Annotated in this window: 9 protein-coding genes and 2 pseudogenes; 8 read left to right on the forward strand and 3 right to left on the reverse strand. The window is 63.0% G+C overall.

Going from position 1 to position 12,532, the window contains the following annotated elements; translation table 11 throughout:
- Nucleotides 1-32: 32 nt before the first annotated feature.
- Nucleotides 33-1,346, reverse strand: coding sequence for a C4-dicarboxylate transporter DctA (locus ACFY9W_RS18715; protein ID WP_284355841.1), 1,314 nt, complete (start codon nucleotides 1,344-1,346; stop codon nucleotides 33-35).
- A gap of 309 nt (nucleotides 1,347-1,655) precedes the next feature.
- On the opposite strand from ACFY9W_RS18715, the pseudogene ACFY9W_RS18720 reads away from it, so the two are divergent.
- Nucleotides 1,656-2,084 (forward strand): annotated as a pseudogene (locus ACFY9W_RS18720) (PAS domain-containing protein); the annotation flags it as partial.
- A gap of 789 nt (nucleotides 2,085-2,873) precedes the next feature.
- Nucleotides 2,874-3,368: pseudogene (locus ACFY9W_RS18725) on the forward strand (methyl-accepting chemotaxis protein); the annotation flags it as partial.
- Nucleotides 3,369-3,372: 4 nt separating this feature from the next.
- Here the strand turns inward: ACFY9W_RS18725 and ACFY9W_RS18730 are convergent.
- Nucleotides 3,373-5,121: a sigma 54-interacting transcriptional regulator gene (locus ACFY9W_RS18730; RefSeq protein WP_391132890.1), complete on the reverse strand. Its 1,749-nt coding sequence runs from the start codon at nucleotides 5,119-5,121 to the stop codon at nucleotides 3,373-3,375.
- 223 nt (nucleotides 5,122-5,344) lie between these two features.
- Between ACFY9W_RS18730 and ACFY9W_RS18735 the strand changes: the two genes are divergently transcribed.
- From ACFY9W_RS18735 to ACFY9W_RS18760, 6 genes are read left to right on the forward strand one after another with little or no spacing between them, the layout of a single operon-like run.
- Nucleotides 5,345-6,439 (forward strand): ATP-binding cassette domain-containing protein, encoded by a 1,095-nt coding sequence (locus ACFY9W_RS18735; protein ID WP_391132894.1) that lies wholly within the window; start codon nucleotides 5,345-5,347, stop codon nucleotides 6,437-6,439.
- The gene (locus ACFY9W_RS18740; RefSeq protein WP_391132897.1) at nucleotides 6,439-7,536 is read left to right on the forward strand and encodes an ATP-binding cassette domain-containing protein; all 1,098 of its coding nucleotides are present in this window, start codon (nucleotides 6,439-6,441) and stop codon (nucleotides 7,534-7,536) included. Before ACFY9W_RS18735 ends, ACFY9W_RS18740 begins: the two co-directional genes overlap by 1 nt.
- Nucleotides 7,533-8,396, forward strand: coding sequence for an ABC transporter permease subunit (locus ACFY9W_RS18745; RefSeq protein ID WP_391132900.1), 864 nt, complete (start codon nucleotides 7,533-7,535; stop codon nucleotides 8,394-8,396). Before ACFY9W_RS18740 ends, ACFY9W_RS18745 begins: the two co-directional genes overlap by 4 nt.
- A gap of 3 nt (nucleotides 8,397-8,399) precedes the next feature.
- The gene (locus tag ACFY9W_RS18750) at nucleotides 8,400-9,200 is read left to right on the forward strand and encodes an ABC transporter permease subunit (protein WP_391132903.1); all 801 of its coding nucleotides are present in this window, start codon (nucleotides 8,400-8,402) and stop codon (nucleotides 9,198-9,200) included.
- 12 nt (nucleotides 9,201-9,212) lie between these two features.
- Nucleotides 9,213-9,485, forward strand: a complete 273-nt coding sequence (locus ACFY9W_RS18755; RefSeq protein ID WP_391132906.1) for a DUF2160 family membrane protein — start codon at nucleotides 9,213-9,215, stop codon at nucleotides 9,483-9,485.
- A 39-nt stretch (nucleotides 9,486-9,524) separates the two neighbouring features.
- Complete coding sequence (locus ACFY9W_RS18760; RefSeq protein ID WP_391132909.1) at nucleotides 9,525-11,264, forward strand: carbohydrate ABC transporter substrate-binding protein; 1,740 nt, start codon at nucleotides 9,525-9,527, stop codon at nucleotides 11,262-11,264.
- A 172-nt stretch (nucleotides 11,265-11,436) separates the two neighbouring features.
- On the opposite strand, the gene folD is transcribed toward ACFY9W_RS18760, so the two are convergent.
- Nucleotides 11,437-12,291: a bifunctional methylenetetrahydrofolate dehydrogenase/methenyltetrahydrofolate cyclohydrolase FolD gene (gene folD, locus ACFY9W_RS18765; RefSeq protein ID WP_391132912.1), complete on the reverse strand. Its 855-nt coding sequence runs from the start codon at nucleotides 12,289-12,291 to the stop codon at nucleotides 11,437-11,439.
- Nucleotides 12,292-12,532 lie beyond the last annotated feature (241 nt).

Genomic DNA, 12,532 nt, shown 5'->3' on the forward strand with positions numbered 1-12,532 from the left:
CAAGGGCCGGCGTTACCGCCGGCCGCTTTGGTTCAGAATTCCTGTTGATGGTGCGTGTTGGGCTGCTTGCGCGGTGTGGGCGTGAAGCCCAGCTTGCCGTCGAGCACGTTCTGCGCACGCTCCAGGTCAATGTCCTTTTCCCAGCGGGCGATGGCCACGGTGGCCACGCAGTTGCCAATCAGGTTGGTCAGCGCCCGGCCGATGCCCATGAACCAGTCCACTGCCAGCACCAGCACCAGGCCGACCACCGGAATTGCCGGCACGGCGGTAAGGGTGGCAGCGAGGATCACCAGCGCCGAGCCTGGGATGCCGTGAGCACCCTTTGAAGTCACCAGCGACACCAGCAGGATGGTCAGCAGGTCGGTCATTTCCAGTGGCGTGCCGGTGGCATTGGCAATGAACACGATGGCCAGGGTCAGGTAGATGGAGAAACCATCGAGGTTGAACGAGTAACCGGTAGGGATTACCAGGCCGACCGTGGAGCTGCCGATCCCCAGATGCTCCAGCTTGCGCATGATCTGTGGCAGCACGGCGTCGGAAGACGCGGTCCCCAGGACGATGGTCAGCTCTTCACGCAGGTACTTGATCAACGGCAGCAGCTTCAGCCCGGACAGGCGCATCACGGTACCCAGCACGATCAGCACGAAGCCGGCGCAGGTGAGGTAGAACAGCGCCACCAGCCCGCCCAGGTGTTGCAGCGATTCCAGGCCGTACTTGCTGGTGGTGAAGGCGATGGCGCCAAACACGCCGATGGGGGCCAGGCGCACGATCATGCCCATGATGCGGAAGATCACGTGGCTCAGTTCGTTGATCAGCCGCGAGATGCCGGCTGCCGAATCACCCACCAGGTTCAGCGCGCTGCCGAACAGCACCGAGAACAGCAGCACCTGGAGAATGTTGTTGTCGGCGAAGGCGCCGATCACCGAGGTGGGGATCAGGTCCATGAAGAACGCCGTGGCGCCATGGATGTGCTGGCCGCGCTCGGCCAGGCCGTTGGCGTCGGCGCTGGACAGCTGGTCCAGGTGGATGTTGGCACCACTGCCGATGCCACTGCTGAAAGCGAACACCAGGCCGATCACCAGCGCCAGGGTGGTGAGCACTTCAAAGTAGATCACCGACTTCAGGCCGATGCGCCCGACCTTTTTCAGGTCGCCCGCGCCCGAAATACCGCTGACTACCACGCAGAACACGATCAGGCCGATGAGCATCTTGATCAGCTTGATGAAGCCGTCGCCCAGGGGTTTGAGTTGCAGGGAAAGGTCGGGGAAGCTGAGACCGCAGGCGATGCCGAGGGCAAGGCCGAGCACGACTTGCAGGAATATCGAACGCGAGCACCATTTGAGCATGGAAGGAGTCTCTGATCGGTGTCCTTGCTTCGGTAGCCGCACGGGGCGAAAGAGCGCAGGACTTAATTATTGTGGTCTTACCGGTTTGTTCAGCGCGAGGCCATAAAAGCGCGAAAAAACCTGGATTGCAAGGGTTTTTGGCCTTACCGGTCTGACCAGTTATGGGGCAATCCGGCCTGCCAGGCTCTAGTTCGGTGCGTGCCTTGAAAGGGGCTCGTATGAATCTTTGCAGGGCGTGGCCAGTGCCTTGAACACCTCTGCAATCCGCTTGCCAAGCGCGGTGGCGACCGTGAAATCCTGGATAACGGCATGATTAGTAAGGTTTATTTGCTTTATGCAGTGGGATTCGTAGAATCCGCGCCTGACTTGGCGGTCACAAAAGGGCATTTTGGGGGGGATTCTTCCCGGAAGCGTTTGGCAGCACACGCCCGGCATCCCAATGAATGGAGCCTCATCGTGCGTCTCAACCTTCCGGTCACCCCGGTCGAGCAGCGTTTCCCCTCTGATCAGCGGCTGATTTCAGCGACTGATACCGCCAGCCTGATCACGTATTGCAACCCCGAATTCGCCGCCATCAGCGGCTACAGCGAGGCTGAACTGATCGGCAGCCCGCACAACCTGGTGCGCCACCCGGACATGCCGCCAGCGGTATACGCGCTGATGTGGCGCTACCTGAAGGCTGGCAAGAGCTGGATGGGCATCGTCAAGAACCGCTGCCGTAACGGCGACTATTACTGGGTCAACGCCTACGTCACCCCCATCCTCGAAGGCGGGCGGGTAGTCGGCTACGAGTCGGTTCGGGTGTGCCCCACCCGCGAGCAGGTGGCACGTGCCGAGGCGCTTTATGCTCGGCTACGCGATGGGCAGGGCGCAGTCTCCTGGCCACACCGGCTGACGTTGCTGGCGCAAGCCTTGGCCCTGCCATTGGCTGGTGGGCTGCTGGCGCTGGGCGCCAACCAGCTGTGGCCTGGCCTGGTGGGGCAGGGGCTGACCGCTGGGCTGTTCCTGGCCTATGGCCTGTGGACGCGCAACGCCTTCGGGCGCCAGATGCAGAAGGTGATCGAGGGCGCTGGAGATGCCTTCGCCGACCCGGTCGCAGCCCTGACCTACAGCGACCTGCCGGGCCATGCAGGGCAACTGCAACTGATGCTGATCAGCGAAGAGGCACGGCTGAAAACCGCATTGACGCGGTTGAGCGACCTGGCCGCGCAAATGGCCGAAGCTGCCTACGATGCCGGGCAGTTGTCGCGCAGCACCGAGGCGGCATTGCTGGATCAGCGTGCAGAAACCGACCTGAGTGCCACGGCGATGAACCAGATGGCGGCCTCCATCGGGGAAGTGGCCAACCATGTACAGTTGACCGCCGCCGAGGCGCACACCGCGCACCAGTTGGCCGAGCAGGGCAGCCAGGTGGCCGATGCCAGTGGCGCGGCCATTCGCACCTTGGCCGGCACCGTTACACAGATCAACCAGGCGGTCAGCCACCTGGCCGGTCAGACCGGTGCCATCGCCGATGCTGCAGGGATGATCCGTGGTATTGCCGAGCAGACCAACCTGCTGGCCCTCAACGCCGCCATCGAGGCGGCGCGTGCGGGTGAACAGGGCCGTGGCTTTGCCGTGGTCGCCGATGAGGTGCGGGCACTGGCCGACAAGACCCGCCAGTCCACCCTGCATATCCAGGCCATCATCGACACACTGCGCAGTGGCGCCGAACAAGCCGTGGCCATTGCCAGCCAAGGCATTACGGGGGCCGAACAAGGCGTTGCCCAGGTGCAGCAAGCGCGCCAGGCGCTGCATGGCATTCGTGACGCGGTGCAGCGCATCAGCGACATGAGCCAGCAGATGGCCGCCGCTTCGCAGCAGCAGTCCGCCGTGGCTGATGATGTGTCGCGGCAGATCAATGGCGTGGCCGGCATCGCCCAGCACAGTGCCAACAGCGCCAACGCCGCTGCTTCGCGGGGTGCCGAACTGGAACAGGTGTGTGCCGGATTGCGCGCCCTGGTGGAACGCTTCAACCGCTAAGGCATCATCGCTCGCGCAATCGCTTGTACAGTGTGGTCCGGCTGATCCCCAGCTGGCGTGCCACCGCTGACAGGTTGCCATTGGCCTGCGCCACCCGCGTTTGCAAGTCCACTTCTTCAGTCGCTGGCAGCAGCGGTATCGACGACTCGGCAAGAAAACCTGCAGGCAAGTGCTCGATACCCACTGCCCCGTCGCCCGCCAGGGCCAGCGCCACCTGCAACACACTCACCAGTTCCCGCAGGTTGCCTGGCCAGGGGTGTTGGTCGAGCAGCTCGATAATGCCCGACGGCAGCCGCGCAGGCTGCCCGGGTTCGCGGTAGCGGGCATGCACCTGTTCGATCAACTGTCGCCGGTCTGCCCGCTCGCGCAGTGGCGGCAGCATCACTGCCAGCCCTGCTATGCGGTAATACAGGTCCTGGCGAAAGCGCCCGGCACGCACTTCTTCAGCCAGGTCGCGGTTGCTTGCCGACACCACGCGAATGTCCACCGCCACCGGTTCGCCGCTGCCCAGTGGCTGGATGCTGCGCGACTGCAGCACACGCAGCAGGCGGGCCTGGGTAGGCAGGGGCATGTCGCCAATCTCATCCAGAAACAGGATGCCGTGGTCGGCCTTGCGGATCAGCCCCGGGTTGCCCTTGTGGTGCGCGCCCGTGAACGCGCCTTTGTCATACCCGAACAGCTCCGACTCCACCAGTTCGGCCGGGATCGCCGCGCAATTGACGGCGATCAGCGGCTGGCCGGCGCGGCTGCTGGCGCGGTGCAGGGTTTCTACGAACACTTCCTTGCCCACACCCGTTTCACCCTGCACCAGCACCGGAATGTCCTTTTCCAGCAGCAGGCCGGCCTGTACCCGCGCTTTTTCCAGGCGCGCATCGACATGACCGGCTTCGGGCTGGCGGGTAGCTTTGCGCGGGGGCTGCCACTGGCAATGAAAGCGGTTGCGCCCGGTGGCCTGAAGGGCGAAGGGCTGTTGTCGGGGGTGGCTGAGCAGTTGCTGCAGGGGTACCTGGAACAGTTGCTCGATGTTCTGCCGCAGCGGGTTACCGCCGAGCAGGCTGTCGGCCCGGTGATTGGCGGCCAGCACCTGCCCGTGCCCATCGAACACCAGCAGGCCGGCCCAAGGGCTGTCGAGGTTGTCGGAGGCACTGTTGAAGATCAGTTGCGCATGCTGGTCGGCGTGTTCGGCAAGGATCAGGCGGTTTTCCAGGCTCTGGCTCATCATGCGCACCAGGCCCAGTGTCTGGCTGGCGGGCAGGTAGCCGTCGCTGGCCACGTCGAGCACCCCGACCAGTTGCCTCGTAGCGTCGAACAGGGGGGCGGCGGCGCTGGACATGTAGCGGTTCTGGCGCAGGAAGTGTTCGTCCTGGCCAACGTGAATCGCCTCGGCGCAGACCAGCGTGGTGCCCAGGGCATTGGTGCCGACGCCACGCTCGTGCCAATGGGCGCCGGCGCTGAAACCATGCTGCTGGCGCGGCTCGATGAAACGCCGCGAGCCCCAGCTGTCGAGCAGGCAGCCGCTGGCATCGGCCAGCATCACCAGGTAGCTGGCGTTGCCCAGCAGGTGCGCGTATTGCGGCAGCACTTCCTCACGGGTCAGGCACAGCAGGGCCTGGCGCTGTTCCAGCAGGGCGCTGAGTTCGGCGCGGGTCAGGCAGTCGAAATCCGGGGCCTGCTGCGGCTGCAGGCCGTGATCGCGGCAGCGGGCCCAGGAGGCCTGGATCAGTTGGGCATGGGGCGAAGCGGATGCAGCCATGGGCCTGTCCTGTGTGGTTGTTGTTATGGGCGGACCGCTGTTCAGTGTTGTTCACCGGTGTTCATTGTCAAACTGGCGTGTGTTCAGTTGTTCAGTGATTGTGTTCACTTGCGAACCGGCGATTTGCCCGTGCTGGCGCCCAGGCCCCGTGCCAGAGCGTCGAGGGGCAACTGGCACGGAACTGGCTGTGGCTGGCGGACAACAACGACAAGAAGGCCATGCCATGTCCCTGGTGCTGGAGCAGGTCAGCCGCAGCGTCGACAACCAGCCGTGGATCGTTGATGCATCACTGCGTTTCGAGCCCGGTTCGTTCAACGTGCTGCTGGGCCGCACCCTGGCCGGCAAGACCAGCCTGATGCGCCTGATGGCCGGGCTCGACCGCCCGGACCGGGGCCGTGTGCTGATGGATGGCAAGGATGTGACGGGTGTGCCGGTGCGCCAGCGCAATGTGTCGATGGTGTATCAGCAGTTCATCAATTACCCGACCTTGAGCGTGTACGAAAACATCGCCTCGCCGTTGCGCCAGGCGCGCATGGCCGAGGCGGAAATCCGCCGGCGGGTGCAGGAAACCGCCGAAATGCTGCGCATCGAACCCTACCTGCAGCGCCTGCCGCTGGAGCTGTCCGGTGGCCAGCAGCAACGCACGGCCATGGCCCGGGCGTTGGTCAAGGATGCCTCGCTGATCCTCTTCGACGAGCCCTTGGTCAACCTCGACTACAAGTTGCGTGAGGGCCTGCGCCAGGAGCTGCGCGAGCTGTTCGCGGCGCGCCATTGCATTCCCGTGTACGCCACCACCGAACCCAACGAAGCACTGGCGCTGGGTGGCACCACCACCCTTGTGCATGAGGGCCGTATCGTGCAGAGCGGGCCCACCGCCGAGGTGTATCAGCGCCCCGGCAGTGTGCTGGCTGCCGAGCTGTTTTCCGAGCCGCCGATCAACCTCGTGCCTGGCCGTATCAGTGGCAATGAAGTGAGCCTGGCCCAGGCCGTGCACTTTGCCCGCAATGCCGACTTGCAGGCGCTTGCCGAAGGCGACTACCGCTTTGGTGTGCGCCCCAGCCATATCACGCTGGTACCGGCCCACGACGATGACCTGGAGCTGTCGGTGCTGGTGGAGCTTGCCGAGATCAGTGGTTCAGAGACTTTCCTGCATGTGCGCAATGAGCATTGGCGCGTGATCCTTCACCTGCCGGGGGTGCACGAATACCAGGTGGACACGCCGATTCGCGTGTTCATCCCCACACACAAGCTGTTCGTCTTCGACAGCAACGGGGCGTTGGTGCAGGCCCCGGGGCTGCGCCAGGCAAGGAGAGGGTGATGGCCGAGATCCGCCTGCGCCAACTGGCGCACAGCTACAGCCGCCAGCCTGCCAGCGAGGCGGACTATGCCCTGCACGCGCTGGAGCATGTATGGGAGCAGGGCGGTGCCTACGCGCTGCTTGGGCCATCCGGCTGCGGCAAGTCGACCTTGCTCAACATCATTTCCGGGCTGCTGACACCGTCCCATGGCGAAGTGCTGTTCGACGGCAAGCCGGTTAACCAGCTGTCGCCGCAAGCACGCAACATAGCCCAGGTGTTCCAGTTCCCGGTGGTGTACGACACCATGACGGTGTTCGACAACCTGGCCTTCCCGCTGCGTAACCAGGGGCTGGATGAAGCCCGGGTGCGTGCCCGGGTGGAAGAAATAGCCGAAGTGCTCGACCTGGCCGGTGTGTTGCGCAAGAAGGCACGCAACCTCAGTGCCGACGAAAAACAGAAAGTCTCCATGGGCCGCGGCCTGGTGCGTGATGACGTGTCTGCGATCCTGTTCGACGAACCGCTCACGGTGATCGACCCGCACCTGAAGTGGAAGCTGCGGCGCAAGCTGAAGCAGATCCACGAGCAGTTCAACATCACCATGATCTACGTCACCCACGACCAGCTGGAGGCGTCGACCTTCGCCGACAAGATCGCGGTAATGCATGGCGGGCGCATCGTCCAGTTCGGTACCCCGCGCGAGCTGTTCGAGCGGCCGCGGCATACCTTTGTCGGCTATTTCATCGGCAGCCCTGGGATGAACCTGATCGAGGTGCATGCCGAGGCAGGCGGGGTGGTGTTTGGCGATGTCCACCTGACGCTGCCCGACGGCCTGCGTGAACGCCTTGCGGCGACGGCGGGCGGGCGCTTGCAAGTGGGTATCCGGCCAGAGTTCGTACAGCTGTGGGACAGCCCGTTCGATGGCGCCATCCCGGCTCGGGTGCTGGATGTCGAGGACCTGGGCACCTACCGCATCGTCACCGTCGAACTGGGCGGTGTTGCGCTGAAGGCGCGCCTGGGCGAGGACCGCCCTTTGCCCGTGGATCGGGCCTGGGTCAACCTGCCGTCGCAATGGCTGATGCTGTACGTCGACGATGTGCTGCTGGAGGCTGACCGATGAACAAGGTGCAGAACAACAAGGCCTGGTGGCTGGTGCTGCCGGTGTTCCTGCTGGTGGCGTTCAGTGCGGTGGTGCCGATGATGACCGTGGTCAACTACTCGGTGCAGGATATTTTCGACCAGTCCAACCGCTACTTCGTCGGCGCCGACTGGTACCGCCAGGTGCTGCGCGACCCGGCGTTGCATGACGCGCTGCTGCGCCAGTTCATCTACTCTGCCTGCGTCTTGCTGATCGAGATCCCGCTGGGCATCGCCATTGCGCTGACCATGCCGACCAAGGGGCGCATGGCCTCGGTATGCCTGATCGTCATGGCCATCCCGTTGCTGATCCCGTGGAACGTGGTGGGCACTATCTGGCAGATCTTCGGCCGCGCCGATATCGGCCTGCTTGGCGCTACCCTGGCCAAGCTCGGGGTTGGCTACAACTATGCCGGCGACCCGTTCGATGCGTGGCTTACCGTGCTGGTGATGGACGTATGGCACTGGACCTCGCTGGTGGCGCTGCTGTGCTATTCGGGGCTACGCGCCATTCCCGATGTTTACTACCAGGCTGCGCGTATCGACCGCGCCTCGGGTTGGGCGGTGTTCCGCCATATCCAGCTGCCCAAGCTGAAGAACGTGCTGCTGATCGCGGTGATGCTGCGCTTCATGGACAGCTTCATGATCTACACCGAGCCCTTCGTGCTGACCGGTGGCGGGCCTGGCAACGCCACCACCTTCCTCAGCCAGACCCTGACGCGCATGGCGGTGGGGCAGTTCGACCTGGGCCCGGCTGCGGCGTTCTCCCTGGTGTACTTCCTGATCATCCTGCTGGTGTCGTGGCTGTTCTACACAGCCATGACCCATGCCGACAAGGACTAGCCCATGAGCACGCGCAAAACGCTGGCCTTGCTGCTGTATTTCTTCTTCCTGCTGGTGCCGATCTACTGGTTGTTGAACATGTCGTTCAAGAGCAACACCGAGATCCTGGGCGGGCTGACCCTGTGGCCACAGGCGTTCACCCTTGAAAACTACCGGGTGATTTTCACCGATGCCAGCTGGTACAGCGGTTACATCAACTCGCTGTACTACGTGTGCCTGAACACGCTGATCTCGCTACTGGTGGCGTTGCCAGCGGCCTATGCCTTCTCGCGCTACCGCTTCCTCGGCGACCGGCACCTGTTCTTCTGGCTGCTGACCAACCGTATGGCGCCCCCAGCGGTGTTCCTGCTGCCGTTCTTCCAGCTGTACTCGTCGATCGGCCTGTTCGATACCCATATTGCCGTGGCTTTGGCCCACTGCCTGTTCAACGTGCCCTTGGCGGTGTGGATCCTGGAAGGGTTCATGTCGGGCGTGCCGAAGGAGATCGACGAAACGGCCTACATCGACGGCTACAGCTTCCCGCGCTTCTTCGTGAAAATCTTCATCCCGCTGATTGGCTCCGGCATCGGCGTCACGGCATTTTTCTGCTTCATGTTTTCCTGGGTTGAACTGCTGCTGGCGCGCACCCTGACCTCGGTGAATGCCAAACCGATTGCCGCCGTGATGACCCGTACCGTGTCGGCATCAGGCATCGACTGGGGGGTGCTGGCGGCGGCAGGGGTGCTGACCATCTTGCCGGGCATGCTGGTGATCTGGTTTGTCCGCAACCATGTGGCCAAGGGCTTTGCCCTGGGCCGGGTGTAAGGAGGGCAACGCATGGAGTGGATGGCCTGGACCTTGCCGACGGCGCTTTTTTTCGCCGCGGTTGGCGTGCTGCTGCTGGGTATGACCCTGCTCGAACTGCGCCGCCCCTGCGTAGAACGGCGGGGCTTCCTGCCGCTGGTCACCAGCCGTGGTGATCGCTTGTTCATCGGCCTGCTGGCCAGCGCCTACCTGCACCTGCTGGTGGTCGGCGTCAGCGACTGGCCATTGTGGGTGGCCTCGCTGCTGTCGCTGGCGTGGCTGCTGGTGGTGCTGCGCTGGGGCTGAACGAGCGGCCCTGTGGAATAACCGAAACGGGAGATCACAATGTTCGACAACAAGCACAACAGGCGACATTTGACCCTGGCCGCCTTGCTGGTACTGGCTAGCGTGCACGGTCCAGCCTGGGCTGACCAGTACGAAGACGCGGCCAGGAAATGGCTCGGCAGCGAGTTCAAGCCTTCGACCCTTACTCCGGAGCAGCAGCTGGCCGAGTTGAAGTGGTTCATCAAGGCAGCAGAGCCATTCCGTGGCATGAAGATCAACGTGGTGTCGGAAACCATCACCACCCATGAATACGAGTCCAAGGTGCTGGCCAAGGCCTTTAGCGAAATTACCGGCATCCAGCTGACCCACGACCTGTTGCAGGAAGGTGACGTGGTGGAAAAACTGCAGACGCAGATGCAGTCGGACAAGAACATCTACGACGGTTGGGTCAACGACTCCGACCTGATCGGTACGCATTTTCGCTACGGCAAGGTGGAATCGATTACCGATCTGATGGCCAACGAAGGCAAGGACTACACTTCGCCGACCCTCGACCTGAAGGACTTTATCGGCATTTCCTTCACCACTGCGCCTGATGGCAAGGTCTACCAACTGCCCGACCAGCAGTTCGCCAACCTGTACTGGTTCCGCGCCGACTGGTTCGAACGGCCAGAGCTCAAGGCCAGGTTCAAGGAAAAGTACGGTTACGAACTGGGTGTGCCGGTTAACTGGTCGGCCTATGAGGACATTGCCAAGTTCTTCACCGAAGACGTCAAGGAAATCGACGGCAAGCGCGTTTATGGCCACATGGACTACGGCAAGAAGGACCCTTCGCTGGGCTGGCGTTTCACCGACGCCTGGTTCTCGATGGCCGGCGGCGGCGACAAGGGGTTGCCAAACGGTTTGCCAGTGGATGAGTGGGGCATTCGCGTGGAGGACTGCCACCCGGTAGGCTCCAGCGTGACCCGCGGCGGCGACACCAATGGCCCGGCTGCGGTGTATGCCACGCAGAAGTACGTGGACTGGATGCGCGCCTATGCGCCCAAGGAAGCCCAGGGCATGACCTTCTCCGAGGCGGGCCCGGTGCCAGCACAGGGCAACATTGCCCAGCAGATTTTCTGGTACACCGCGTTTACCGCCGACATGACCAAGCCGGGGTTGCCGGTAGTGAATGCCGACGGCACGCCGAAATGGCGCATGGCACCCTCGCCGAAGGGGCCGTACTGGGAGGAGGGGATGAAGCTGGGTTACCAGGACACGGGCTCATGGACCTTCTTCAAATCCACCCCCGAGAAGCAACGTTTGGCGGCGTGGCTGTATGCCCAGTTCGTCACCTCCAAGACGGTGTCGCTGAAAAAGACCATCGTCGGCCTGACGCCGATTCGTGAGTCGGACATCAACTCCCAGGCCATGACCGACCTGGCGCCCAAGCTGGGTGGGCTGGTGGAGTTCTACCGCAGTCCGGCACGGGTGCAGTGGACGCCAACCGGCACCAATGTGCCGGATTATCCGCGGTTGGCGCAGCTGTGGTGGAGCCACATTGCCGAAGTGGCCAGTGGCGAGAAGACCCCGCAGGAGGCCCTGGATGGCCTGGCGCGGGACCAGGACCGCATGATGGAACGTTTGCAGCGGTCCAACGCCCAGGCCACCTGTGCACCCAAGCTCAACCCGGAGAAGGATGCCCAGTACTGGTTTGACCAGCCCGGCGCACCCAAGCCCAAGCTGGCCAACGAAAAGCCCGAAGGCGAGACGGTCAGCTACAACGAACTGCTGAAGTCATGGGAGGCGGCCAGGAAGTGATCGGCTGAGCACCGCGTGGGCTTCTTCGCGGGCTCGCCCGCTCCCACAGGAAAGGGGTATGGGAATCCTGTGGGAGCGGGCAAGCCCGCGAAGAGGCCAGCAAGGCCAATGCATGAATCACAGGCAAAAAAAACGGCACCTGCCAGAGGTGCCGTTTTCATTTTGCGCCGTGTTACTTGTGCAGCTCTTCCGCCGCATACAGCGTGTTTTCCAGCAGGCAAGCGCGGGTCATCGGCCCAACGCCACCTGGCACCGGGGTGATCCAGCCGGCACGTGGCAGGGCGGTCTCGTAGACCACGTCGCCGACCAGCTTGCCGTCTTCCTGGCGGTTGATACCCACGTCGATGACGATGGCACCTTCCTTGACCCACTCACCCTTGACCAGGCCCGGCTTGCCGGCAGCCACGACCACCAGGTCGGCACGCCCGACATGGCCGGCCAGGTCCTTGGTGAAGCGGTGGCAAACGGTAACGGTGCAACCGGCCAGCAACAGTTCCATGGCCATCGGGCGACCCACGATGTTGGAAGCGCCGACGATGACTGCATTCATGCCGTACAGGTCCTGACCGGTGCTTTCCAGCAGGGTCATGATGCCTTTTGGCGTGCACGGGCGCAGCAGCGGGATACGCTGGGCCAGGCGGCCGATGTTGTAAGGGTGGAAACCGTCCACATCTTTATCCGGGCGAATGCGCTCAAGCAACGGCGATGCGTCCAGGTGAGCTGGCAGCGGCAGTTGCAGCAGGATGCCGTCGACAGCCGGGTCGTCATTGAGGCGGTCGACCAGCTCGGTCAGGGCCTGCTGCGTGGTTTCGCTGGGCAGGTCGAATGCCTGCGAAATGAAGCCGACCTCTTCGCAGTCCTTGCGCTTGTGCGAGACATAGACTTGGGAGGCGGGGTCGGTGCCGACCAGGATCACTGCCAGGCCCGGTGTACGCAGGCCTTGCTGGCGACGCTCCACGACACGTTGAGCGATCTGCTTGCGCAGGTTGGCGGCGATCGCCTTGCCATCGATTAGGTGTGCAGTCATAGACGCGTGATTAACCATCGAGAAGGAAACAATAAAGAGGGCGCATTCTCGCACGACACGGCCCATGGGCAAAGGCGGGTGGTCGGGCAAATCCCCTAACCCCTTAAATAATTTAAATTTTTTTTAAAAAGGTGTTGACGACTTACAGGGTCGACTATAAGATTCGCCGCACTTGTCGGGCACAGCCTAGCACTGGTTGGCTAAGTCGGGCAGAATGAGTGGTTTAGCAGTTCGCTGTTAA

Source organism: Pseudomonas sp. NPDC008258 (genome assembly GCF_042956345.1).
Classification (GTDB): Bacteria; Pseudomonadota; Gammaproteobacteria; order Pseudomonadales; family Pseudomonadaceae; genus Aquipseudomonas.